This is a genomic window from Methanobrevibacter sp. TLL-48-HuF1 (genome assembly GCF_023617305.1).
GTDB classification, from domain to species: Archaea; Methanobacteriota; Methanobacteria; order Methanobacteriales; family Methanobacteriaceae; genus Methanocatella; species Methanocatella intestini.
This window is the reverse complement of the sequence record NZ_CP081485.1, coordinates 1683993-1710165: the sequence shown is the minus strand read 5'-3', so window position 1 is coordinate 1710165 and position 26173 is coordinate 1683993. Positions and strand designations below refer to the sequence as shown.

The 26173-nt window shown below is 31.5% G+C and carries 29 protein-coding genes and 1 tRNA gene; 5 read left to right on the top strand and 25 right to left on the bottom strand.

Annotation, left to right across the window (positions count from 1 at the left end):
• Positions 1–3: 3 nt before the first annotated feature.
• Positions 4–1671: a glutamate--tRNA ligase gene (locus K4897_RS08080; RefSeq protein ID WP_250415966.1), complete on the bottom strand. Its 1668-nt coding sequence runs from the start codon at positions 1669–1671 to the stop codon at positions 4–6.
• A gap of 130 nt (positions 1672–1801) precedes the next feature.
• Here K4897_RS08080 and K4897_RS08075 point away from each other — a divergent pair, with 130 nt between their 5' ends.
• The 4 genes from K4897_RS08075 to K4897_RS08060 are packed head-to-tail and all read left to right on the top strand — an operon-like array spanning position 1802 to position 5785.
• Positions 1802–2806, top strand: a complete 1005-nt coding sequence (locus K4897_RS08075) for a tetratricopeptide repeat protein (protein WP_250415965.1) — start codon at positions 1802–1804, stop codon at positions 2804–2806.
• 9 nt (positions 2807–2815) lie between these two features.
• A complete protein-coding gene (locus K4897_RS08070) occupies positions 2816–3844 on the top strand; it encodes an aldo/keto reductase (RefSeq protein WP_250415963.1) in 1029 nt (342 codons plus the stop codon).
• 15 nt (positions 3845–3859) lie between these two features.
• The gene (locus tag K4897_RS08065; protein WP_250415962.1) at positions 3860–4939 is read left to right on the top strand and encodes a lipopolysaccharide assembly protein LapB; all 1080 of its coding nucleotides are present in this window, start codon (positions 3860–3862) and stop codon (positions 4937–4939) included.
• Positions 4940–4966: 27 nt separating this feature from the next.
• A complete protein-coding gene (locus tag K4897_RS08060; RefSeq protein WP_250415960.1) occupies positions 4967–5785 on the top strand; it encodes a class I SAM-dependent methyltransferase in 819 nt (272 codons plus the stop codon).
• A gap of 78 nt (positions 5786–5863) precedes the next feature.
• Here K4897_RS08060 and K4897_RS08055 read toward each other — a convergent pair whose 3' ends face one another.
• The gene (locus tag K4897_RS08055; RefSeq protein ID WP_004033310.1) at positions 5864–6193 is read right to left on the bottom strand and encodes a cupin domain-containing protein; all 330 of its coding nucleotides are present in this window, start codon (positions 6191–6193) and stop codon (positions 5864–5866) included.
• A 1-nt stretch (position 6194) separates the two neighbouring features.
• The gene (gene hcp / locus K4897_RS08050) at positions 6195–7490 is read right to left on the bottom strand and encodes a hydroxylamine reductase (protein ID WP_250415958.1); all 1296 of its coding nucleotides are present in this window, start codon (positions 7488–7490) and stop codon (positions 6195–6197) included.
• A 115-nt stretch (positions 7491–7605) separates the two neighbouring features.
• Between hcp and K4897_RS08045 the strand changes: the two genes are divergently transcribed.
• Entirely contained in the window at positions 7606–8391 is a 786-nt protein-coding gene (locus K4897_RS08045) for a TrmB family transcriptional regulator (RefSeq protein ID WP_250415957.1), read from the top strand.
• Here the strand turns inward: K4897_RS08045 and K4897_RS08040 are convergent.
• From K4897_RS08040 to K4897_RS07935, 22 genes are all read right to left on the bottom strand, one after another.
• Positions 8369–9775 (bottom strand): DUF2142 domain-containing protein, encoded by a 1407-nt coding sequence (locus K4897_RS08040; RefSeq protein ID WP_250416967.1) that lies wholly within the window; start codon positions 9773–9775, stop codon positions 8369–8371. The two genes, K4897_RS08045 and K4897_RS08040, sit on opposite strands and share 23 nt — an antisense overlap.
• Positions 9776–10150: 375 nt before the next feature.
• Complete coding sequence (idsA, locus tag K4897_RS08035; RefSeq protein WP_019265289.1) at positions 10151–11143, bottom strand: short chain isoprenyl diphosphate synthase IdsA; 993 nt, start codon at positions 11141–11143, stop codon at positions 10151–10153.
• 1 nt (position 11144) lies between these two features.
• Positions 11145–12509, bottom strand: a complete 1365-nt coding sequence (locus K4897_RS08030; RefSeq protein WP_019265288.1) for an RNase J family beta-CASP ribonuclease — start codon at positions 12507–12509, stop codon at positions 11145–11147.
• Positions 12510–12515: 6 nt separating this feature from the next.
• A complete protein-coding gene (fni, locus tag K4897_RS08025; protein ID WP_019268134.1) occupies positions 12516–13562 on the bottom strand; it encodes a type 2 isopentenyl-diphosphate Delta-isomerase in 1047 nt (348 codons plus the stop codon).
• Positions 13563–13569: 7 nt separating this feature from the next.
• Positions 13570–14367, bottom strand: coding sequence for an isopentenyl phosphate kinase (locus tag K4897_RS08020; protein WP_019265286.1), 798 nt, complete (start codon positions 14365–14367; stop codon positions 13570–13572).
• A 5-nt stretch (positions 14368–14372) separates the two neighbouring features.
• Positions 14373–15335, bottom strand: a complete 963-nt coding sequence (gene mvk / locus K4897_RS08015; protein ID WP_019266937.1) for a mevalonate kinase — start codon at positions 15333–15335, stop codon at positions 14373–14375.
• A gap of 11 nt (positions 15336–15346) precedes the next feature.
• Positions 15347–16195, bottom strand: a complete 849-nt coding sequence (amrB, locus tag K4897_RS08010; RefSeq protein WP_019268133.1) for an AmmeMemoRadiSam system protein B — start codon at positions 16193–16195, stop codon at positions 15347–15349.
• 9 nt (positions 16196–16204) lie between these two features.
• Complete coding sequence (gene rpsB / locus K4897_RS08005) at positions 16205–16801, bottom strand: 30S ribosomal protein S2 (protein ID WP_019265283.1); 597 nt, start codon at positions 16799–16801, stop codon at positions 16205–16207.
• Between the two features lie 53 nt (positions 16802–16854).
• Complete coding sequence (locus K4897_RS08000; protein ID WP_004033287.1) at positions 16855–17049, bottom strand: 4Fe-4S dicluster domain-containing protein; 195 nt, start codon at positions 17047–17049, stop codon at positions 16855–16857.
• Between the two features lie 22 nt (positions 17050–17071).
• Positions 17072–18316, bottom strand: coding sequence for a phosphopyruvate hydratase (gene eno / locus K4897_RS07995; RefSeq protein ID WP_250415955.1), 1245 nt, complete (start codon positions 18314–18316; stop codon positions 17072–17074).
• Positions 18317–18455: 139 nt separating this feature from the next.
• Positions 18456–18653: a DNA-directed RNA polymerase subunit K gene (locus K4897_RS07990; RefSeq protein WP_004033277.1), complete on the bottom strand. Its 198-nt coding sequence runs from the start codon at positions 18651–18653 to the stop codon at positions 18456–18458.
• Positions 18654–18722: 69 nt separating this feature from the next.
• The gene (locus tag K4897_RS07985; RefSeq protein ID WP_004033275.1) at positions 18723–18893 is read right to left on the bottom strand and encodes a DNA-directed RNA polymerase subunit N; all 171 of its coding nucleotides are present in this window, start codon (positions 18891–18893) and stop codon (positions 18723–18725) included.
• 51 nt (positions 18894–18944) lie between these two features.
• Positions 18945–19346 (bottom strand): 30S ribosomal protein S9, encoded by a 402-nt coding sequence (locus K4897_RS07980; protein ID WP_004033272.1) that lies wholly within the window; start codon positions 19344–19346, stop codon positions 18945–18947.
• Positions 19347–19364: 18 nt separating this feature from the next.
• A complete protein-coding gene (locus K4897_RS07975) occupies positions 19365–19787 on the bottom strand; it encodes a 50S ribosomal protein L13 (RefSeq protein WP_004033270.1) in 423 nt (140 codons plus the stop codon).
• An 18-nt stretch (positions 19788–19805) separates the two neighbouring features.
• Positions 19806–20171: a 50S ribosomal protein L18e gene (locus K4897_RS07970; RefSeq protein WP_004033268.1), complete on the bottom strand. Its 366-nt coding sequence runs from the start codon at positions 20169–20171 to the stop codon at positions 19806–19808.
• Entirely contained in the window at positions 20171–20995 is an 825-nt protein-coding gene (locus K4897_RS07965; protein WP_019265281.1) for a DNA-directed RNA polymerase subunit D, read from the bottom strand. Before K4897_RS07965 ends, K4897_RS07970 begins: the two co-directional genes overlap by 1 nt.
• Before the next feature lie 12 nt (positions 20996–21007).
• The gene (locus tag K4897_RS07960) at positions 21008–21400 is read right to left on the bottom strand and encodes a 30S ribosomal protein S11 (protein ID WP_004033264.1); all 393 of its coding nucleotides are present in this window, start codon (positions 21398–21400) and stop codon (positions 21008–21010) included.
• 11 nt (positions 21401–21411) lie between these two features.
• A complete protein-coding gene (locus K4897_RS07955; RefSeq protein WP_019265280.1) occupies positions 21412–21948 on the bottom strand; it encodes a 30S ribosomal protein S4 in 537 nt (178 codons plus the stop codon).
• A gap of 92 nt (positions 21949–22040) precedes the next feature.
• A complete protein-coding gene (locus K4897_RS07950; RefSeq protein WP_019265279.1) occupies positions 22041–22484 on the bottom strand; it encodes a 30S ribosomal protein S13 in 444 nt (147 codons plus the stop codon).
• 194 nt (positions 22485–22678) lie between these two features.
• Positions 22679–22763 (bottom strand) — tRNA-Ser (locus K4897_RS07945).
• Between the two features lie 225 nt (positions 22764–22988).
• A complete protein-coding gene (locus tag K4897_RS07940; protein WP_019265278.1) occupies positions 22989–25130 on the bottom strand; it encodes an RNA degradosome polyphosphate kinase in 2142 nt (713 codons plus the stop codon).
• Entirely contained in the window at positions 25130–26044 is a 915-nt protein-coding gene (locus K4897_RS07935) for an exopolyphosphatase (protein ID WP_250415953.1), read from the bottom strand. Before K4897_RS07935 ends, K4897_RS07940 begins: the two co-directional genes overlap by 1 nt.
• Between the last annotated feature and the right edge of the window lie 129 nt (positions 26045–26173).

The window sequence follows — 26173 nt, the reverse complement described above, 5'->3', positions numbered from 1 at the left end:
CTCCTATTTATGAGCATAATAAAATATTAACTCATTATCTTTAATTTCATCTAAACGTGCAAAACCAACTCTTTCAAATTGCACAACATCCCCAACTTTTAAATCTTTTAGTGCTCCTTCACCAAGACCTGTTTTTACAGATGCATCATCCATAACAATACTTACATTAACATTATCTTCAATTGGAACCCATTGGATAATTTTAGCTTTCAAATCTTTTGCTTGTTCAAAAGAAGTTGAATTAAAAGTAATTTTATCCCCATTAATATCAACATTTACTGCATCCATTAATCTGGCTACTCCATTTTTAATATCTTCACTAGCTAAATATGCTTTTCCTGCAAATGGCAATATTCTGTTTCCTCTGTCTTCATGGTCTGCATGTAATGGTCTTTCAATATCAACAGCACCATCTTCATATCCTTCAACAGATACTTCAACAGGATCTTCTACAAAGAAATAACGATTAGCTATAGGTTCCAGAAAATTACGGTTTAATCCGTAAATCTTCTTCCAGCTGATGGCAGAATCAGACATTTTAACTCCAATTTCAGTAATTAAATCATATATTGTCTGAGGTTGGATTCCTCTTCTTGCTATTGCTCTTAATGTACCTAATCTCGGATCATCCCATCCTGAGTATTTACCTGAGCTGATTCCTTCCAGGGCTTTAGAAGTACTTAATGCAATGTCTTCCATTTTTAACCTACCATAATGGATAAATTCAGGAACATCCCACCCCATATGGTCATAAAGGTATTTCTGTTTTTCACTGTTTGCCAAATGGTCTTTTCCTCTAAGTACATGACTCATACCCATTAAATGATCGTCCACAGCTACTGAAAAGTTCATCATAGGGTAAACTCTGTATTTATTTCCTAAACGTGGGTGGGTTTCTTCTACAATACGCATAGCTACCCAGTCACGAATAGCCGGATTTTTATGATTGATATCTGTTTTTACTCTTAAAACAGCTTCTCCAGCATGCATCTGATCAAATTTATCCCATAATTCAAGGTTTTTCTCAACACTGTTGTCCCTACATGGGCAAGGTTTACAGTTATCTTTAAGCTCCTTAAATGTAGCACCGTCACATGTACACATGTAAGCAGCACCTTTTTCTATCAATTGGCGAGCATAATCATAATAAATCTCAAATCTGTCACTTTGATAGTAAACTTCATCTGCTTTTATTCCCAGCCATTCCAAATCCTGAGGAATCAAATCATATGCAGGTTCGAAAACTCTTTTAGGGTCAGTATCTTCTATTCTTAAAATAAGTTTACCACCATATCTTTTAACATATTCTGCATTTGGAACTGCTGCACGGGCATGACCAATGTGTAGAGGTCCGCTTGGGTTTGGAGCAAATCTCATTACTACATTATCATGAGAACCTGGAAGCTCCTGAAGACCTTCTTCTTTTTTCTGTTTATTTTCTTTTACTTCCACATGATATTTAGCCATTTGAGCTGATTGTTCATCTTCACTTAATTTGTTAACCTGAGCTACAATTTTTCCTGCAATTGGACCAATTTCTTTTGCTCTACTTCTTAAATCCGGTTCCTGACTCATAATTGAACCAATAACTGCCCCCGGATTTGCATTTCCTTTATGCTTAGCAGCATTTAATAAAGCATGTTTATAGACAATTTCTTCTAAATCATTCATAAAATCATCATCACAATTTATATAAAAATAGTAATTAATAATATAATTTATTTACTTGAAAATATATAAATATTCACCAAGAGTAGTTATTTATTTTTACGGAGTTGAATAAAAATTTAGGTATGATATAATGAGCAGCAAGCTTGAACAAGCAAAAGAGTTAATAAAAAACAAAGAATATAAAAAAGCTCTTGATATAGCTAAAAAAAGACACGGAAACGATAAAATAAATGAATACTTGATTATTTTAGACTTATTAATTCAAGAAAAATATTTGCCTGCAATTGAAGAAAGGGGCCACTATCATCAATATTACGATCCAAATCATGACAATGGAGATTACGGTGAAAAATATTTTGATATGTACTTGGAAATAGAGCCCCAGTCAATTAACGGATTATGTGATAAAGCAATGTCTTTATCCAATAAAAATAAATTAACAGAAGCTATTGAATATATGGATAAGGCTTTTAAAAATTATGATGCATATTCTCAAAAAGAAGAGCCTAGAATTAGCCATGAAGAAGTTAGAATGGGTAAAATTGAGCTTTTAATGCAGGACAATCAAAATAAAAAAGCATTAAATGAAATAAACAAATATGAAAAGAAATTCGGTCAAAATAAAAAAGAAATTTTCTACAAGGGCCAGCTTCTTGAAAAAACCGGAGAATATGAAAAGGCACTGGAATATCTAGATAAAAGTTTAGATGAAGACCACACAATAATAGCTTTAAATTCAAAAGGAAATGCATTATATGAATTAGGAGAATATAAAAAAGCTTTGGATTCCTATAATTCATGCATTACTCATGAAAAAGATGTTAAAGATGACTTGGAGTTAGTTACTAATTTCAATTATAAAGCTGCATTTTGTAATGTTGAACTTGGAAACTATGATGAAGCAGTCAAGCATTTAAACAAAACCATTGACATGTTGAATGAAAATGGCAGATTAGATAAAAACCTTGAAGAGATTTATCAAAAATGTTCCTTTGAAAAAGACAGATTAATGTATAAAAATAATGTGGAGGACAAACGATTCAGTAATTTTAAATTCCTATCTACAAAAACATCAATAACTGCCCTTATAATTATTATAATAGTTTATATTATCTTGAAAATTATTGGATACTAGTGATACTAAATGAAAATGATGCGACTTGGGAAAACAAATTATAAAGTTAATAAAAATGGATTCGGAGCACTTCCAATACAAAGAAGGAATAAAAAAGATTCCATCGAAATCATACAAAAGGCATATGATAATGGAATCAATTTCTATGATACTGCCCGTTTTTATACAGACAGTGAGGAAAAATTAGGTGCCAGTCTTAATGAAGTACGGGAAAATGTAATTATTGCAACAAAAACCGGAGCTGAAAATGCAGAGGATTTCTGGAAGGATTTAGAAACTTCACTTAAAAATCTTCAAACAGATTATGTGGAAATTTACCAGTTCCACAATCTTCCATTTTGTCCAAAACCTAATGACGGATCAGGACTTTATGAAGCAATGCTGGAAGCTAAAGACGAAGGGAAAATAAAACATATTGGAATTACTTCACATAAATTTACAATAGCCAAACAAGCTCTTTCAAGTGGACTTTATGAAACACTGCAATTTCCGTTTTCATATTTAACCGATGTTCAGGAACTAAATCTGGTTGAAAAATGTAAAAAATTAGATGTCGGATTTTTGGCCATGAAAGCTATGGGTGGAGGATTAATCACAAACTCAAAAGCAGCATATGCATTTATGGCAAATTATGATAATGTATTGCCTATCTGGGGAATTCAAAGAGAGTCAGAATTGGATGAATTTATATCATATCATGAAAATCCTCCGGTTTTAGATGATAAATTAAAAACCGCTATAAAAAAAGACAAACAGGAACTGGGAGACGACTTCTGTCGAGGCTGCGGCTATTGTATGCCTTGTCCAAATGATATTGAGATTAATACATGTGCCAGAATGTCCTTATGGATCAGAAGAATGCCTACACAGCCTAGTTTAAGTGAAGATTTCCAATCTAAAATGAAACAGGCAAAAAAATGTGATGAATGTGGAGAATGTATTAAAAAATGTCCCTACAGTTTAAATATACCTCAATTACTTAAAGAAAATATTCAGGATTATGAAAATATCTTAAACGGAAAAACCATCGTAGATTGATAGGTGAAATTAAATATGGTAAATAAAAAAGCGATTAAACTAATAAACAACGAAGAATATGAAAAGGCAAACCGGCTTTCATTTATATTATTTCAAAAAAAGAACATGAAAGAATTTTTAGAAATCAATAATTTGCTTCTGGAAAAAAATTACATACCTGCACTTCCTCTAAGAGGTTATTACCACCTAATTGAAGACGCATATCATGACAACAATGATTACGGTGAAAAATACTTCAATAAATATTTGGAAGAACGGCCAGACTCAACATCCATTCGTTTTCAAAAAGCTATTGCATCATCTGCAAAAGGAAATGAAGAAGAATCCAAACAAATTATTGACAATCTTATTGAGAATTATCATGAAAGTCCATACAGTGATGAACTAATCACCTGTGAGTCAAAAGAAAAGCTTTGCGAACTTAAATTAATTTACACTTTCGAAAAGGAATCAGACGAAGATTCTCTGAATTATGCAAATCAACTGCTTGGCGAATATCCTGACAGCATTTTAGCCATGCTAATAAAAGCCAAATTATTATGTAAAAATAATGAAAATCAGGAAGCTTTGAAACTAGTTAACAAATGCCTGAAAAAAGAAAGGGTTATTGAAGGGATTCTTATAAAAGGAGACATTTACATTAATTTAAACCAGCACGAAAAAGCTATTAAATGCTTCGATATTGGAATAAAATCATTAAGTGGAAGTAAAGAATACCTAAGTATTGAATGGTATCACAAAAAAGCCTTATCATTAATTCAATTGCAGAAATACGAAGAAGCAATGAAATGTTTAAATAAAACAATGGACATAATCCTTGCTATAGAAATTCGTGCCGATTTAAATGAAGAAGGAATAAAATTATTGAAAGATTGTGAAAAAGAAAAGCAGGAACTGCTTAATATGGGCATAGCTGATCTTAAATATAGCAAACACACAATTAATTTAAGCAAATTAGTTTATATTTTTTTAGCTCTGGCTATTTTAGTTAATTTTCTGCCTGTTAATGGCACAGTTAAATTAGCTGCAAATATAATATTTTTAATTACTGCTGTAGCTTCACTAGCTAAACAGATTTATGAATCACGTTTTTAGGTAAATTAAAAAAAGGAAGTAAATGCAATGAAACAGACTATAACTAATCCGAACGAAGTTGATTGGGTTGAATATTGGCAGGAAGCACTCAAACAAAAGACAGACAAAAACAAAGACTGGGATAAAGCAGCTCCCCATTTTCATAAAAGAGCTAAAAAAGATGATTATCATGATTTATTATTCTCAAAGATTATTTTAAATGAAAATGACAGTCTTTTAGATTTAGGCTGTGGTGAAGGGTCAATTACCCTACCTATAGCTAAACAAGTTAGAAAAGTAACAGGTGTTGATTCATCAACTAAAATGTTGGAACTATTAAACCAAAGAGCTCAAGAACAAAATATCAAAAACGTGGACACTATTTTAAAATCCTTAGAGGACATTAGTTATGAAGAAATTGGAGATTATGATGTCGTACTTGCTTCAAGGTCATTAAATGGAATAATCCCAATTGAAGAAACTCTTAAAACAATAAATGAAATAGCTAACAAATATGTTTTTATCACTTTATTTGGTCCTGAAAATTGGAAAATAGAAAAAGAATTCAATGAATACCTCGGAAAAGAAAATAAGCCGTTTCCAGAGTATAATTATATGTTTAATATACTCTACAATATGGGGATTTATGCCAATATAGAACGCCTGGACATTAAAGCATATAGAGAATACAGCAACATTGAAGAAGCTATGGACAACGGTAAATTTAGGCTGGATTTACTTAATGATGATGAAAAAGCACAATTGAAAAAATACCTTAATGAAATTCTTAAAAAAGACCCTGAAACAGGAAAATTATACAATGAAAAAGATAAAGCTGACTGGATTTTAATTTGGTGGAAAAAGTAGTTATTTATAATTTTCACATTATAAATAACCCTAATTACACAAATCTTTTCAGCAATCAAAAAAGTAAAATAAATGATTTTAATCAGATTTAATCATAGTTAAAATCATTTTATATGGCATATTAACAGCTTGAAGAGCATGAGGCTCATTAGCTGGCATAATAATCATTTCACCTTTTTTTACAATATTTTTATTACCTGAAATAGTTATTTCTGCTTCACCATCAATTACTTGAACCATAGCATCAAATGGTGCAGAGTGTTCACTTAAGCCTTGACCTTTGTCAAATGCAAAAAAAGTTACTGTTCCAAGCTCTTTTTTGATTACTTCCCTACTAACTACTGTATCTTTTTGATAATCAACCAAATTTTCAATGTTTAAAGATTTAGCTTTAATATCTTCGCTCATTTTATTCGCCCATTATTTTTTTAATATCTTCAATCGGATCACCAATTGGTATTAGATTATATGTATTTACTAGGTAATTAAGTATGTCTTCATTTGCCCAGGCAGGTAAAACAGGCCCAATAAGCATATCTGTTTTGCCCAGATATAATAAACTCCATAAAATAGCTGCTGCTTTTTGTTCCATCCAGCTTAAAACAATTGTAAGTGGCAATTCATTTAATCCTACACCAAATAAGTCACATAATGCAAGTGCAATATCTACTGCAACAATTGCATCATTACACTGACCTAAATCTATAAGTCTTGGCACTCCTTCAATATCTCCCAAATCCAAATCATTGAATTTGAATTTACCACAGGCTAATGTCAGTACAACAACATCTTCAGGTAAGTTTTGTACAAATTCTCTGTAGTAGTTAGATTTAGGGAACGGTCCATCACATCCTCCTACTAAGAAGAACCTTCTGATTTTACCTGCTTCAACCAATTCTTTGATTTTATCAGCAAGTGAAAGTACTGTAGATGCTCCAAATCCTGTAGTGATTGTTGTTAATTCTTCAGCTTCCAAACCACCTAATTCAATAGCTTTATCAATGACTGGTTTAAAGTCATAATTTTCCACCACAGGTGTATTTGGCAACTTAGCTACATCCATAGTGAAAATCCTGTCTGCATAGTCATCTTTTGGAAGCAGTACACAGTTGCTTGTTGCTACAATAGCTGCATTATATTTAGAGAATATGTCTTTTTGATCAAACCATGCTCCTCCAAGCTGACCTGCTAAATTTTCATATTTTCTAAGTTCCGGATAACCGTGAGCAGGCAGCATTTCAGAGTGAGTATAAACTTTTACATCAGTTCCTTCAGTCTGTTTTAATAACTCGTCTAATGCTTTCAAATCATGTCCTGTGACAATTATTGCAGGCCCTTCCTGTGCACCAACTTTTACTTCTGCAGGTTCTGGTTCACCATAATGGTCAATATGTGCTTGTTTAAGCATTTTCATTACTTTAACATTGGCTTCACCAGCTTCCAGTCCCAAATTAATCAAGTCTTCAGCATCAAAATTAACATTAGTTAATGTGGAATACAATCCTTTAGTTAAAAATTCATCAACATCAGAGTCTTTAACTCCCAAAACGTTTGCATTATAATTGTATGCACTTATTCCTTTTAAAGCAAAAATCAAATTATCCTGTAATCTAGCTACAGTTGGTTCTTTGCCACAAACTCCACGTACAGTGCATCCAGTACCTTTTGCAGTTTGTGAACATTGATAACAAAACATATCTACCATAATAACCACCTCATTATTTATTATAATAACAGTTGATTTAATCCATTATAAAGATTTTGTAACTTGTTAAGGGTGAAAAGTAAGTTATATTAATGGATAAAACAAAATAATTACTATGAAACAGGAAGACATCAACTTATTAAAACAATTGGGGCTAACCACATACGAAGCTAAAACATATATTACATTAAGTTCACTAATTCATGCCACAGCTGATGAAATAAGTGACAAATCAGATATACCAAGATCCAAAATATATGATGTCTTAAAAAGATTAAATTCAAAAGACTACATCAAAATAGAAAGTGGACGCCCTTTAACATATCATGTAAATCCTCCAATTAATGTATTGAAAAGGGAAAAAGAAAAATTTATCAGAAGAATTAATAAAACCGGCGAAAATCTGAATACATTATATGAAAAGAAAATATCTGAAGTTGAAGCTCCAATTTGGAGAATAAGCGGTTTGGACAATATAATCGATAAAGAACTGGAAATCATCAGACGGTCTAAAAAAACAATAAACATGAAAATAGGATTTTTACTTCAGAACGAAGGATCAAAATTAGTTTATGAACTGCTTTTAAAATCTGAAAATGTTAAAATAAACATTATGGTTTCACCTTACTGCCGGATATCCTATGAAGAATTTAATATTTCCAAATTATTTAATCAGAAAAATGTAAATGTCTATACAACAGATATTCCCTATGTTAAGATGTTAATATCTGATTCAAAAGAAATGATGCACATATATTCAAAATTTTCAAAGGAAAATGGTGAAATACTTCCAAATACTGCTATCGGAATCTGGAACCAGTACGAAGAAATAGCAAACAACTATAATGAACGATTTGAAAATCAGCTAAAAAAAATAGCTAATAATAATGTGAAACAGTAAGTAAAAATAAACCTGCTAAAAACACTATTATTAAAGTTAAAAATAAATCATCCCTATTTTCAAATTTCTCATGTTTTATATTTACTATTAAAGGAATTAAAGGAAGCATTGGAACAAAATATCTTGTTTGAATTCCGACAATGTAACTTGCACCAACAGGAGTCCATGTACAGTATAAAATACCGAATATTGAAAAGTACACAAGCAAAACAATAGCAGTTAATATTAGCCTTCTTTTTCTGGACAGATTTAATTCATGCTGATATCCAACAGAAAATACAGCAAAAAAGACCAGATAAATTGCATTAAATAAAATCAACCCTTTAAAATCTGCAAAATGATAAAATGTTGAATTGACAACAAATACATCAAATACAGATTTGACTGCAAACAACAGCAAAGTACCAATAGCTGCAGGATTACCCATAATATATTCCATCTGAGCAGTAAATGATGCATTACGGCTATTCAATACATAATCCGTGGTGTGTTGACTAGCACCAATAAACTGATTAAAGAAATTTCCAAAATGCAATATTACAATTACAAAAACTGCAAATGTGACAATTGCAGAATATTTCTGAAGTTTTGCAGATGGAAAATTCTCCTTAGGAACAGCAAATATACCCAAAGCTAAAAAGACATAAGGTGGCTTTATTAAACTCATCAGCAAACATGCTATGAAAAATATGGCCAAATCTTTAGTTTCAAACTTATTTTTATACATATGGACAAAATAAGCAAACATCACTATAGCACAGCCAAATATAAATGCATCATAACTAAATGATGAAGCTTGGGAAACTGCAATCGGCAAACAAGCCATAAACAGCAATGGCATCTTATAAACAGGAGCTTTTTTAATTGCAAAATAAACAAAACCCCCATACAATAATAAATTAGCCAGTCTTCCTAACCATAATGTCCATATAACAGACAAATCCAGACATTTAGCTATTAAAATTCCCAAAGCCGAAAACAAATAAGAATAAAATGGAGTGTTTGTAGATGCCGGCCAATAACCCCATGAATCATTTATAGGATTATTAAAATTATAATCAAGAATTGTTGTTCCTGATTTTGCCTGATTCATTTCAAAGAAATAATCATGAACATGATAACCATTCGGAGTTTTTACAGGATATAAAACACCCTCAGTTATAGATTCTGCACGTTCAAAATGAATAGCCTCATCTGGAAATGACAGTGGAGGTGCAAAAAATACCATCAAGAGCCCAAAAAGAAGAATAATTACAAAAGCAACTTTGTGAGGTTCTTTTTTATGTTTAATACTGTACAATACTCCAAAACTTCCAAAAATCAAAAGAATAGTTAAACCTATTAACTCCCCTTTAAAGTAGATAAAGTTATCCCAACAAAACATTGAAAATACAAAAAACACAATCCCCACCAAATAAATTAAAATAAATTTTTTATTGGTTGCGAAAGTTTGTTTATAATCCGAAATAATGTCTCTTGGAGAATTAAAGTTCATATATTAATATTAATATGACATAATATAAATATTGTTAGTTTAATGTTAATTAATCCAACTTTACTAAAATTCAACAGAGAGGCATAATTACTTTCCCATCAGAATTTACAACTGCCTCTTTAAAATTATTTATTGAATGTAAAAAGAATTAATTTCTATTTTAAAATTGTTTTATTTAAAAAAATATCATAAAATGTTTTAATGGATAAAATAAATCGGTTAATCAAAAAAAGAAAAAAATAGGATTTGAAATCCCAAATGAATTTAAGAATGTCTTTCAAGTACAAAATCTGCAAGATCAAAAAGCATCTGTTTACTTTCAGAATCAGGCAATATTTCGAGTACTTTTTTAGCAGAAGCTACATTTTCTAACGCAACATTTTTAGCATATTCAATAGCGCCATATTTATTAAATAAATCAAGAGCCATATCTATATCTTCTTGTGAATTATTATCATCTTTTAAGATTTCTAATAATTTTTTATTGTCTTCACCTTCACAAGCAGCTAAAGCCTTAATAGCTATAATAGTCATTTTACCTTTAGCTATGTCACTTCCAATAGGTTTACCTAATGTTTCTTCATCACTAGCTAAATCTAAATAATCATCCTGAATTTGGAAAGCAAGACCAATTAATCTTCCGTAATCATACATTGCATCAATTACTTCCTGATTGGCTCCACCCATAATAGCTCCAGCTTTAGAAGCTGCGGCTATTAATGCACCAGTCTTTTTAAAGATCATGTCCAAGTATTCATCTTCAGATACATCATATCTGTCTTCAAAACTCATATCAGAAGCCTGACCTTCACAAATTTTAACACATGCATCAGCTACAGTAGCTAATGTTTGGCTTAACTGGGTCGGTGTATTTTTTTCAGGGTCTGAATTCATAATTATTTCAAAAGCTTTTGAAAATAAAGTATCTCCAGCTAAAATAGCTACATTTTCATCCCAAACTTTATGTACAGCAGGTTTTCCCCTTCTCATATCATCATCATCCATGATATCATCATGAATAAGTGAAAATGTATGGATAAGTTCAATAGCTGCAGCAGACTTCAATGAATTATCCCTAGATCCTCCAACTGCTTCAGAAGTAATTAAAGTTAAAGCTGGTCTAAGCATTTTACCTCCAGCTTTAGTTAAATAAATTGAAGCTTCCTGAAGATTATTTGGAACTATGCAAGATAATTCTTCTTCTATTGTTTTACTAATATCAATGGAATAATTTCCCAATTCTTCTATTACATCCATGCTAATTTCCTCCATGTGCACGTTCATTTTCAAAAACTTGTGCTTGTGAATTTCTTAATATATGAACATTATAACCAATTCTATAACCTTCCTCTTCAGCTAATTCCCCATAAGCTGCAAGCATTGATAAATCTCCATGAGCCGGAATAATATGCTGTGGTTTTAACATACGTAAGAATTCTCTGTGGTCTTCCCTTCCAGCATGTCCTGAAACGTGAGCATTTGAATAAATTCTTGCACCTTTTGCTCTTAATTTACTTTCCATAATATGCCTGTTAGCTGCATTAGTCGGATTTGGAATAATCGGTGCAGAAATAATAACATTATCTCCTTCTTTAATATTGAATGGAGTTCTGTTACTGGCTATTCTAGGAAGTAATGCATCTGGTTCTCCTTGGTGTCCAGTAGTTACAAGCAAATATTTTTCCCTGTCTTCATCAGCTCTCATTAAAGCTTTGTTAACTGCTTTCGGGCTTCCATAAATACTTGCATTTTTAGGTAATTTTAAAATACCCTGTTTTTGTGCAATACCACAGAACCTTTCCATAGATCTTCCAAGGAAATAAATTTCCCTGTGGCTTTTTTTAGCAATATCAGCAATAGCCTGAACTCTCTCAATATGAGAAGCGAAAGTAGTAACAATCATACCTTTTTTCTCATATAATGGTCCGTGCATTACATCTTCCAAAATGTTTCTTGCAATTCTTTCAGAATAAGTTTTAACTTCATCTGTGTTTTTTGCATTAGTAGTCTCTACAATAAGAGTAAGAACTCCTTTCCTACCTAATTCTCTTAATCTTTTATAATCAGGTGGTGGAGATACTTTTTGATGATTATCAAATTTAAAATCAAGTGCATAAACAATAATTCCTTCAGGAGTATGTAAAACCGGAAAAACTGCTTGTGGAATACTGTGTGTTGACTGAACAAATTCCAAAGTAATATTTTTAGACAATTTCATTTTACTTCCAGGGTTTAAAGGCCTAATTGGATTATTCACTTTAAATTTACGTTCCCCTTTAATTTGTTTTTCAACAAGTGCAGTTGTATATGGAGTTCCAATTAATGGAGCATCATATCTGTGAGCTAATTTAGCTACTGCACCAATATGGTCCAAGTGACCGTGAGAGAAGATTATTCCTTTTACTTTACCGTCAACATCTTTCATTAAAGTGTCATCTGGAATAATTCCCCTTTCAATCAAATCTAGACTATGCATTCTATCAATATCAGTATCTTCGTGAATATTGATTCTGTCTAAATGTATTCCCATATCAAAAATGATAACATCTTCGCCAATCTTGACAGCAGTCATGTTCTTCCCGACTTCTTCATATCCGCCAATTGCGATTACTTCAACACTCATATGTTTTTATCTCCTTGAATATTTCTTTGTGTTAATTCCTCTTTCATTAAGCCATTCTCTTGTTTTTCCACTTATAATTAAGTTTGAATTTTTGAGTTCTTCGATATTATTTGCGCCAACTAAAAACATAGCTATTCTTAGAGAATCATTGAATCTGTCAATGAATGTGGTTAATTGTTCTTCAGAAACAGAGTGTTTTAAAAATGGTAATGCCATACCTACACTATCTGCTCCAAGAGCAATAGCTTTTGCTGCTTCAAGTCCTGATCTGATACCACCTGATGAAACAACTGGAACATCTACAGCATCAGTAACCTCTACTGTACTGATAGCTGTTGGAATTCCCCAATCCCAAAATGTTTCACCTAAATATCTGTCTTCAGCTCTGTAAGTCTCAACAGCAGCCCAGCTTGTTCCTCCTGCACCTTCAATATCAATATAGCTAACACCAGCACCAACTAACTGCTTTGCTACTTCAGCAGATATTCCACAGCCCGTTTCTTTAGCCATAACAGGAATATCAACTCTTTTAGTTATTTGATTTATTGAATCAAGAAAACCTCTTGCATCCAAATCTCCTTCAGGCTGTATTGATTCCTGAAGAGGATTTAAATGAATAGCTAAAATATCTGCATCTAAAATTTCAACAGCCTTATCAGCCAATTCCAATTGAGGTGCTCCAATATTACCAACAAGCAAACAATCAGGAGCATTTTTTCTAACAACAGTATATGTATCTGCAAGTTCAGGATGTTCAATAGCAGCTCTTTGACTGCCAACACCTAAAGCTATATTTTTACTTTCTGCAGCAATAGCTAATTGTTTATTAATAGCTTTTGCAGAAGGATGACCTCCAGTAATAGCAGTTATAAATAAAGGAGAATCTAATTTTTTACCAAAAACAGAAGTTGATAAATCAATGTCGTTTTTATCAATTTCCGGAAGTGCTTTGTGGATTAATTCAACATCTTCGAAACCAGTTTTTTTATTTTTAAATTCAACATCATAATTTTTACAAATTAATAAATGCTCTAATTTTCTATCTGAAATCATGTTTTTATTATCCCCTTGAAATAACAGTTCCCTTTACTTGATCATTGTTTAAAGCTTTGAAAATATTGTTTTCAATTTCAGCATTTATTATTTTAGATTCTATTCCCAAATCTGCTAAATATAAAAGCTCTTTAATTTTACCAACCATTCCGCCTGTGACATCAACATTAGTAGTTCCTTCTAAAGTATCTAAATCTTCAAGTGAAGAAAATTTATCAAAGAAAACTGCATCATCGTGTATTTTAGGATTTTTATTATAAACACCATCAACATCAGTTCCTAAAATAACTTTATCAGGATTAAGATTTTTAGCTAAATATTGAATAATCTGATCACCAGAAATAACACAGATTTCCAAATCTTTATCTAAAACAACATCCCCATAAATAACTGGAATAAATCCTTTATTTAAATATCTCTTAAAGCTATCTAAATTACCTTCAGTTATTCTTTTATTAGTAGCTACCATAAAACTTGAAGCTGGAATAGCTACAACAGGCAAATCTTCTTTTATAAATTCATCACAAATAAGCATGTTTAATCTTTTAACTGCATTTTGTGTTTTAGAAAATCCTATTCTTTTTTGAGGATATTCTTCTTTGTTAAAAGGTTCTCCGATTTTATATTCTTTAGCTGGAGGATGGCCAAATGAACCTGCACCATGAACAATTATTATCTCTTTAGACTCATTGTCAAGTGAAGATTTAATTTCATTTGCAATCCTTGATAAGTTTTTCTCATCAATTTCGCTTTTAGTTGCATCTTTATTTGTTAAGATGCTCCCTCCAATTTTTAAAATAATCATATAAATCACTTGTAAACCCTTGAAGAAACCCCTTTTCTAGTAAATCTTATTTTTAAAACATTATCTTCAGCAGCAATTCCACGGGCAACTTCATCTACTCTGTTTGGACAAAGTGCTATAATACTTCCTCCACCACCAGCTCCAGTGATTTTAGAACCAATAGCACCATATTCTCTAGCAGTATAAACCATACGGGACAATTCCATAGTATTTACTCCTAAAACATCCAAAAATCCATGATTTATATTCATTAACTCACCAATTTTATTGAAATCACGTTTTAATATAGCCTGTTTAGCATAGTTAGTCAACTGCCCCATTGCACTAATAACAGGGTTGATAATTTTTGGATTTCTATTTTTCAGGAGTCTTACATCCTTAACCATTTTGCCTGTATTACCATGTTTATTTGTGTAACCTACAACAAAAGGCGCATTGAAGTTAACTTTGAAATGTTCCACTTTTTTATTTCTAGATAAATAAACAAGGCCACCATAAGTAGAAACTAATGTATCTAATGGACTGGCTATTCCCTGAACTGCCTGTTCAACCATATGGGCATCATGAGCTAAAGATTTCTTGTTAAATCTTATATTATGAAACCTATATAATGCAGCTAGTGTAGCTACTGTAACTGCAGCAGAAGAACCAAGTCCGGAACCAATAGGAATATTTGAAGATAATTTCATCACAATTGGACTATGATCGTGAACTTTATTAAGAGCTTCTAAAATATATCGAATAATACCCGGCTTTCCTCTTTTTAAATTATATTTCTTATGTTTAGTATCTAACTCAGCTTCAAAATTCAAATCATGAGACTTCAAAATAGATTTATCTGTCTTTGATTCAGTAATTTCAACATATGCTCTTTTATTAACTGCTCCTGCAATCGCAGGTTCATCATAAACAACAGAATGTTCACCAAACAAAATAGTTTTTGCTGGAGCAGAAGCTAAAGCCCTCATATAAACACACCTTATTTAAAAATACCTGAAGCATAACCTACAACAGAACTTAAATCACCAGATATATCACCACTAGTTTTATAAGCCAATATTTCAGATGTATTTTTCCCACACATCTTTGAAAGTATTATTGTAGTCATAACCGGACCATAACCACACATGGTTATATTATACTGAATAATTTCTTCTAAAAGTTTAAACTCATCCATATCTTCAATATCTTCTAAAACAAAACCGTCAACTTTATTAGCTCTCTCTTGAGTATTAAAATGAGATAAATCACTACTGGCTATAACACAGTAAGATTTGCCTAATTTTTCACCAGCTTTAAAAATAGCTGTTGCCAAATCATTTGCTGTTGAAAGTGTTTGTGAACCTAATACAACAGGCACTACTTTAAAGTCATTGGAAAAATATTGTAAAAATGGAAGTTGAACCTCTATACTGTGTTCTTTTATATGGGCAGTAAAATCAGCTGATGCAAAATCTGAAAAAGAAATTAAAGTATCTGCAAATTCATCATCAACCTGAATATTTCCAAGTGGAGTTATCCATTCTCCTTTGTTGAAAACTGAAACTTCACTGCCTAAACCAGTATGATTTGGACCAATTATTATAAAAACTTCAGGAAAACCATTTTTAGCTAATTCACAATAGCTGTGAGCAGCTATTGTTCCAGAATATTGAAAACCTGCATGTGGAACCATAACATTAACTGGATAATCATTACCCTCAAAAGATTTAATGTCTGGAATTTTACCAGGACCAAAAGAGTGTAAAAAACAGCCTTCAACAGTTTTTACAAGCTCATCAGGATCATCTGGATAAAACATTCCAGCAACTGCAGGTTTTCTTAACATAAAACTCACTTAAAATTTAAGTTCAAAGTCAGTAGCTTCAATATCTAAGTCACCATCTTCAGGAATGGTACCTCTTTCTCTTAATATTTGTCTAGCAAGTAACCAGTAAACTAAAGCAATAGCTTTCCTACCTTTGTTGTTTACAGGAATAGCAATGTCAACAAAACTAAGTAAGTTTTCAGTATCACATAATGCAACTACAGGAATTCCGTTTTGTTTAGATTCAAGAACTGCTTGTGCATCTGATCTTGGGTCAGTTACTACAATAATTTTTGGTTCAATGAATTTTGCATAAGTTGGATTAGTTAAGGTTCCAGGAATGAATCTGCCAGGAATGGTTTTTGCACCAGTAATTTCACCGAATTTTTTAACAGGAGCTTGACCGTATTGTCTGGTAGCTACTACTAAAATATCTTCTGGGTCGTATTTTGCTAATAATTTAGCTATTTGTCTAATTCTTTCATCAGTTTTTTGAATATCTAATACGTATAAACCATCAGATCTTACTCTGAATATGTATTTTTCCATATCGCTAGTTTTTTGTTGGGTTCCGATATGTAAACCTGCTGCTAAGTAGTTATCTAATTCAATTAAAAGTTCGGACATAATTATTCACCTTAATTTTTAATAATATATTTTAATAATTTTTTTAAATAAATTTAATCATCATCTTCAACATTGACACATTCTTCAGGACAGACATCCATACAAACTTCACAGAAACTGCAGTCTTCAGGATCTACAATTTCAACTTTGTCTCCTTCAAGAACTAAAACTTCCATTGGGCAAACGTCAACACATTCTGCACAATCAATACCTTTACACTTATCATAATTAATAGTTACAATAGGCATATTTAAATCTCCAATAAGTTATTTAAAATTCACCCATTTTTGGATTAGGAAGTTCTTCTTCAATACGAATGAGTTCGTTTAATTTAGCTATTCTTTCTCCACCTATAGCTCCGGTTTTAATCATAGGAGAACCAAAACCAACAGCTAAGTGAGCAATAGTTGCATCAGTAGTTTCACCAGACCTGTGAGAAACAACAGGTACAATATCATTTTCTTTAGCTAATTTAACAGTAGCATAAGTTTCAGATAAAGAACCGATTTGATTTGGTTTAATAATGATTGCATTAGCTGCATTCATTTCAATACCTTTAGCTAAAATTTCTTTGTTAGTTACAAATAAATCATCACCACAAATAAGGCATTTATCTCCAACTTTGGAAGTTAACTGAGCAAATCCATCAAAATCAGATTCATCAAATGGATCTTCTACATAAAACATATTATAAGTGTCAATAATGTCTTTTACAAAGTCAATTTGATCTCCAGTATCTCTTTTGATACCGTCTTGAGCATAAATATATTTTTGCTCATCTGCATTCCATAATTCAGAAGCAGCCATATCTAAAGAAGGTCTGATTTCAATACCAAGTTCATCACCAACTTCTTCACATGCCTGAGCTTGAATTTCTAAAGCAGCATCATTAGTAATGTTAGGCACCCATCCACCTTCATCTCCTTTTCCACCAGTGAAATTGGAGTCTTTAGTTTGGATTAATTCTTTTAATTTTTTGTGAATGCTTGAATTTGCAAATACAGCTTCAACCATATTTTTTGCACCGACAGGAACTACTAAAAATTCTTGAATATCCGGTGCATTAACTCCTGCATGTGCTCCACCATTCATCATATTTCCAAGAGGGAAAGGCAATTCATTTACTAAATTTCCTCCTAAAAATTTATATAATGGCATATTATATGATGCAGCAGCAGCTTTAGCTACAGCCATGGAAACAGCTACAGTAGTATTACCACCAATAGCTGAAAGATTGTCAGTTCCGTCAACTTCTCTTAAAACTTCATCAATAGTAGCTATATCTTCAGCATCCATTCCAATAAGTTCAGAAGCAATAATATCTTCAATTTCACTTACAATTACGTCTACTCCACCTTCAGGGAATGATACTACTTCTCTTGAACCAGTACTTGCCCCACTTGGTGCAGCAGCTCTGCCGAACCCATTCCAAGTAATTACATCTACTTCAACAGTTGGGTTTCCTCTGCTGTCCAAAATTTTACGAACCTGGACATCTTCTATTATACTATCCAAAAAAAACACCTCAGTGTCAATTAATTTATTACCATATAATCTATACTCATAAAAAATTAGTAAATTTCTTTATAGAGTTATGTTGGTATTTTTTATTTTTTTTAAATAATTTAATAATGAAATAAATAGAATAAACTATTTATTCATCATATCTTATTACATCTAATGGTAAAACTCCAGCTTTGAGTTCTTCGTAAGCTATATCAATTGGATCTAATGAGTCACCAATTTCCACTAAAGGTTTAGCACCCATTGAAATCTGAATTGCTCTAGCTCCAAGAAGTCTAGCTCTTTCAAACCTTGTTAAATTTTCTGTAGTCATGAATATTACTTCCATTTTTTAGGTATTACCGTTTACCAAGATTAATTTTATAAGTAAAAATATATCCCTACAACTTGTAAAAACCTATTCCCATGTTTCAACATGAGAAATTAACATTCTTCTACAACAATATCTGTTTAAGCCTAAGTCATCTAAAATATCTTTTGATTTTTCACCGGCAGCTAATCTTTTATTATATTCATCAAAGTAAGCTGATACCGGTTTTCCACAACTTAAGCATCTTATAGGAATCATTTATATCATCTTTTTAATTTTTTAAATAAAAATTATAAAATTACAGAAAAATTATCTGTAACTTTTTTGTTTACGTGCTCTTGCTCCAGGACCACCATATTTTTTAGGTTCTGAACGTCTTGGGTCACCTACTAACATGGTTCTGTCGTAGTGTATGAATTTATCTTTTAAATTCATATCTTGAGACCATTGGACAAGTCCTTTAGCAATTACCATACGTGCAGCTTCAGCCTGACCCATTACTCCTCCACCAACAACATGGATGTTAATATCCACTTCATTAGCTAAATCTCCAGCTAAGGTTAATGGTTCTTGTAATTTTAAGTTAGCGAGTTCTGGTGAGTAAAGTTCTAAAGGAACTCTGTTAATTCTTACTTTACCAGTACCTTCTTGAACAGTACCTCTTGCGATAGCTGTTTTACGTTTTCCACTTGTATGAATAACTTTAACCATAATCACACATCCATTTATCTAAAAGGTAGCTCCTAAAAGTTTAGAAACTTCACCTAATTCAATACCTTTTTTAAGGTTGTTGTATTCTGCTTCAGGAACTGCAACAAGATCAGCATCAGCATATTCTTCAGGTACACCTACATATGCTTTTAAACCTTTGAAAGCAACTCTACCTTTAGATTTTTTATAAGGTAACATTCCTCTTACAGTTCTTCTGAATATATCATCTGGCCTTCTAGGATATTTAGGACCTAAATCACGAGGGTTAGAGATACTTGCTCTGTCTACTCTTTGTTTGTATTTTGCATAAGCCCAATCCTTATTACCAGTAATCATAATCTTTTCAGCATTAAGAATTACTACTTCTTCGCCTTCTAAGAGATTTTTACTAGTTACACTAGCTAATCTTCCTAAAACGCATCCTTCTCCGTCAATAATCATAATAACAACACATCCATCTTATTCCATGATTCTAATGTTGCTTCCTTTTGGATTAGATTCCATTATATCATCAATTGAGACGCATTCTCCACCAGCACTTTCAATTTTTTCCTGTGCTTTTTGTGAGAATTTAAATGCTGCAACATTTACTTTTTCTGTTAAATCACCATTAGATAATACTTTTCCAGGTACTAAAACAGTTTCATCAGCATTTGCATACCTTGCAATATCTGATAAATTAACTTCTGCAGTTCTTCTGTTAGACCTTCCAAGTCTATTAGCAACATCTTTCCAAATAGCTGCATTTTCTGTTTTTGATTTTTTATTAAGTTTATTAATAAGTTCAATAAGGTTAGGATTTGTTTTGATAATTTTCTTAACCATTATTTACTTCCTCCTTCACTAAATCTGATAAACTTATCTGCTTTTTCACCTAATTCATCGCAAGCTTGCAATAAAACTTCTTTAGGAGGCATTGATCCATCAGTTTCTATTCTAAATATAAAATCATTTTCATGATACCCTACATTGATGTAGCTTTCGTCTTTTCCTTCAGATTGTGCATTTCTAATTGAAGCTCTTACACAGCTTTTACACATACTGCAATTTTCAATGTCTAAAATCTTAATCTCTTTAGATCTTTTATCAGATTTCAAAACACCTCTTGGGCATGCATTAGCACATTCATAATCAATTTCCGTATTCTCATTAAAAGTGATTTCGGGATATTGTTTATAAACACATACAGTAGTTGGCATCCATTTAGCATGTTCTTTTCCATATCCAACTTTTGCAACTGCTTCAATGTTTAGTTTTTCTCCTTCTTTAAGTTTTACTAAAGGAATGGTATCATATACTGGTTTAATTTTTGAGTCTGAAGATATTAAATCCTTAGAATAAACAACTTTAGGTCCTTCTTCTTTTAAAGAAAACATGACGCTATGGTCATCTTCATAATCATCATCACCAGGTAAAGGTAAACCTTCAATTGCGTCCATGTCAGAAACTAAAGGAGTTAAACCAAGCCTATGAGCAAGTACCTCATTAAACATAGCTGAATCATTTCTCATGATATTTACATCTTCAATAGCTATTTTAGGTACATTTACCATTGCACACCTTCTAATAGCATTAATAAAAGGTACTTCTACATCACGGACAATGAAAACAATTTCATCATCTGTTTGACTTTTAACTTCTATCTCCATATTAAACCCTTCTTAGACTCTTCTTCCTCTTTTACCACCAGGTCTTCCAGTACCATCGTGAGGAATAGGAGTGATATCTTCTATTTTACCAATTTTAATTCCAGCTCTTGCTAAAGCACGAATAGTAGCTTGTGCACCAGGTCCCGGACTTCTGTGTCCATTTCCACCAGGAGCTCTTACTCTAATATGTAAGCCAACAAATCCTTTTTCTTTAGCATCATCAGCTATTCTGGTTGCTGCAGCCATAGCTGCGAAAGGTGAAGCTTGTTGCCTATCTGCACGAACAACTTTACCACCAGACCATTGGGAAATGGTTTCAGCACCAGTAATATCTGTTACAGTAATAATAGTGTTATTGTATGATGAGTAAATATTAGCTATACCCCATTTTTCATCTTTTGCCATAATTACACCCTTTATTCCTCAGTAGCTTTTTCATTTTTGTTTTTATTGTACTCTTCAATCTGTTTAGCTACAGGTGATGATGGATAAAATCCAATTTCATCTTCTTGGCCTTTTAATACAACATAACTTGGTGAATTGATTTTTTTACCATTTAAAGTTATGTGACCGTGTACAACAAACATTCTAGCTTCTTTAGGAGTACGAGCTAAACCTTTTTTGTAAACAATAGTTTGTAATCTTCTTCTTAAGATATCTTCAACAGTTAAGTTTAAGACTTCTTCAAGTGCTGCACCTTCAGGCAAAACACCGGTTCTAGCTAAGTGTCCTAATAATTCTAATTTTTCATCTTGCATTTGGTTCGTATCGAACCCGAGTAGGTATCTTGCTTCCCTACTGTATCTTCTAACTAAAGTATCAGCTTTCCAAATTTCTTTTTTGTTTTTTAAGCCGTATTTAGTCATTAATTTATTTTCATTTTTGATTCTTTCTGCATTCCAAGGATGTGGCGGTGTATTATACTTTTTCCTTGATTTTCTAGGTTGTCCCATTAAAACATCTCCTTTATAAAAATAATTAAATTAATACCATCATTGTAAAAAAAATTATTGAGTAATATTAATTATAAAAAAAGTTCTCATGCTTATGAACGTTTTACACCAACTGAAGAACTGTTCCTGAAAGTAGATTTAGTTCTTTGACCTCTAACAGGTAAACCTGCTTCGTGTCTTCTACCTTTGTAACTTCTGGTTTTCTTCATTCTGTTTAAATCATCTCTTAAAGTCATGTCAAGATCTGATTCAATTAAATGAATATTTTTACCAGTTTCATAGTCTTCCCTACGGTTTAACATCCAATCAGGAATATTAAATTTTTGTGGGTTTTCTAAAATTTCTTCAATTTTTAAAACATCTTCATCAGCGATATAACCGATTTGAGCTTCAGAATCTAAATCTAAAGTACGGCACATAGTTGTGGATAAAGATATTCCAACACCTTTGATTTCGGTTAAAGCTTGTTCAATGGTTTTATTACCATCTACATCCTTTCTAGAAATACGCACCAAGTGCTTAAAGTCGTCTTCCATTAAATAACCTCCATTTATAGAGCGAATCTACGAGACGCAAAAGTAATAGATTCGAATGTTTTGATTTCAAAACACAGTTCTTTCAACAATTTAAAACTTAGTGTTACAACTAAGAGTGCAAAATATCAGTTTAACAAATAATTTAATAATCGTGAAAAAAATAATTAAAAAATCGTATGTTAAAAACTAATAAACGCCGAGACTGGGATTTGAACCCAGGAGGGAAAAGCTCCCACGAGATTTCCAGTCTCGCGCCTTACCAGGCTAGACTATCTCGGCATTATTGCTTAAAATAGCTCCAAGTATAATAAAAATACTTAGCCTATCATATTAAACACTAATTAACATGATAACAATATATTTAATTCTCTACCTATATAAAGGTATTGATTTTTTCAATCAAAAATAAGGCCAATATAACAATATTTAACTTCTAAAATTTAAAAGTTGTTAAAAAAATAGAATCAGAATGAAATTCCTATTAAGAATTTCGATGAAAACTATTTAATCAAAAATACTGCTAATTTTATCAACAATTGACTTTATAAAATTAGGATCTTCTTTTTTAACTTTAACATCCTTCATTTCATCAATAGCTCTTTGCTGAAAAAATTCCTGTGAATTGATATGACGTGCCTGCTGTATACATTCATAATCCCCTTCGGAATTTATTCTACGGCCTTTGATGTCATCTTTTAACATGATATCCAAATCTTCAAGAATTCTTGCCTTTATAGCTTCATCCTCAATAGGACATGCAATTTCAACCCTTTTTGCAGTATTTCTTGTCATCATATCTGCACTTGAAATATATAAAATTCTATCTTCACCAACACCAAAAGCATAGACTCTTGAATGTTCCAAATACCTGCCAACAATTCCACGAACTTCAACATTATCTGTTTTGTCTTTAAGACCTGGAATAATACAGCAGATTCCGCGAATAATCATTTTTATTTTAACTCCTGCTTCTGAAGCTTTAGCTATCCTATCAATGATTCGTCTGTCTGTAAATGAATTCATTTTCATTAAAATTTCAGCAGGCTGATTATTTTTAGCTTTAGCTATTTCCTTATCAATCAGATTCATGATTCCTGATCTTAAAGAATTAGGAGCTACAAGAAACTTATTATAATGACCCTGCAAATTAGCTAATGCCAAATTTTTAAAGAATTCAGTAGCATCATCCCCAATTTCCTGATTAGATGTTAAATAACAGTAATCAACATATAATTTTGCAGTTTTTTCATTATAATTACCAGTACCAATTTGTGTGTACTGCTTTATAGTTCCCTTATGTTTTTTAGTTACAGTACATATTTTAGAGTGCACTTTATAATCTAAAAATCCATACAATATTTGACAGCCTGCTTCTTCGAGTAATTCTGCATAGTGAATGTTATTTTTCTCATCAAATCTTGCACGAAGCTCAATTAAAACTGTCACCTCTTTATCATTATCTAAAGCTTCAAGCAAATATTTAATAACAGAAGATGTTCTTGCCACACGATATAAAGTTATTTTAATTGATAAAACTTCAGGATCATTAGCTGCCTCTTTTAAAAAATCAAGAAAATGGTTCATTGTCTGATATGGATAAAATAATAAAATATCTTTCTTATCCAACTGTTTAAACAATGATTTGTTTGGATCAATCTGACTTGTTCTTTGAGGAATAAACTCCGGAAAAGTTAAATCCTCAGTTACATCATCAGGTATTTCTTTTATGAAATCATGGATAAAATCAAGATTTATTGGAGACTGCATAAGAAAAACCTGGTTTTTATGTAATCCCAACTCTTTTCTAAGATATTTAGTGTAGTTATGATCATTGCTTTTGTAAAACTCCAATCTTATTGGTGACAATCTTTTTCTTTTTTTAAGAATGTTTTTCATAAAATGTCTGTAATCTTCATCTTCATCAATAGGAGTTTCCTGAAGGTTAATATCTGCATTTCTTGTTACTGCAGCTACAGTTTTATATTTAACCCTGTAATTTGTAAAAATACCTTCGACAAATGCATAAACCAAATCTTCCATTAAAATAAATTCATTTGTATCCGGAAATTTAATATAATTAGGTAAAGAATATGGAATCGGAATTAATCCAATGTATTCCTTTGAATTTTTCTTCTTTTTTTCATCTCTTTCCAAGATACAATAAATATATAACTTTTTATTTGCCAGGTGAGGAAACGGATGATAGGAGTCAATTATTTGAGGAGATAATAACGGAGCTATATTTTCATAGAAATACTGAGTTGCATATTGTCTAAACTTACTGTTTAACTCATCAAAATTATGTTTAACAATACCATATTTTCTTAAATCTTTAGCTATTTCATCAAAAATCAAATCCCTTTCTTCATATAACGGTTTAGTAGCTTTAAATATGGCATCCAGTTGTTCCTGAGGGCTCCAGCCAGTTTTATTATCCCAGTCATCTTCATCAATAAGAGTCAAATCAAAAAGACTGCCACATCTAATCATATAAAATTCATCTAAATTGCTTGTGAAAATAGATATGAAATTTAGTCTTTCCAACAACGGAACAGTATTGTCTTTTGCCTCTTTTAAAACCCTGTCATCAAATTTAAGCCAAGACAGCTCCCTATTTTGAGTATATGAATAATCTCTCTTTTTCATTATAATCCCTCAGCATCCAAAAGTGAGTATAAAACTCCTTCCCTTATGGAATTTTTACAAACACATATTTTCTCTATATGGAAATATTTTGCAATTGTTTTAATAATTATAATTCCCGGCACAAGTGTGTGAATTCTTTCAGCTTTAACTTTCAGTATTTTATTAAAATTTTCCTTATTATTATATTTAAGTTCATCCAATACATCATCCAGCAAATAAACCGGAATTGTATCTTCTTTTTCATTGATAAAATTAAGATGAACCAGTAATTTTTTAAGATTTCTAACAGTTCCACCTACACCAAATAAATATTTTTTATGAGTTTTAACAAAATCCAAATCTTCAATTTCTTTAATAACTCTTTTTTCAATATTTTCAGATTCCTTTTTATTTGGAAACATAACTCCAACATAATCTTCATAACATGACAGTGATCCGATAGGTAAACTTCCTTTACCAATCGGTGTTTTATTTTCAAAGATAATTATTTCACAGCTGCCTCCACCAACATCAATAAGAATCCCCTCATCACTTCCCAATCCTATGTCTTTAACTGAATTGAAACTTAACTGTGCTTCGGTTTCATCATCAAGAATATGAATCTTTATACCCAATTTTTCTTTTATGAAACCAATTATTTCATAAGTATTTGAAATATTTCTTAAACTGGCTGTTGCAAAGAAATATCTCTTACTTACATTTAATAAATCCATAATTTTATTAAATTTATTTAATATAGATGATAAAATATTTATTCCTTCATCATTTAATTTGCCATCATCACGATAAGCAATAAGGCCTGCTGTTTTCTTTTTAGAAAAAACGGATTTAATTTTGTTATTTTTATATTCATATATTTTTAATCTGATAGTATTTGAGCCAATATCTACAATTCCATATAACATTTTTATCATTCAAATTTATTTATTTGAAACTAATACCTTCCCACAATTTTAGTTTCACTATTTATTATTAAATATTTATATAAAAACTACTATAAATACTCAAAATTATGAGTCTGTAAAATTTTATAGGCTTATTTG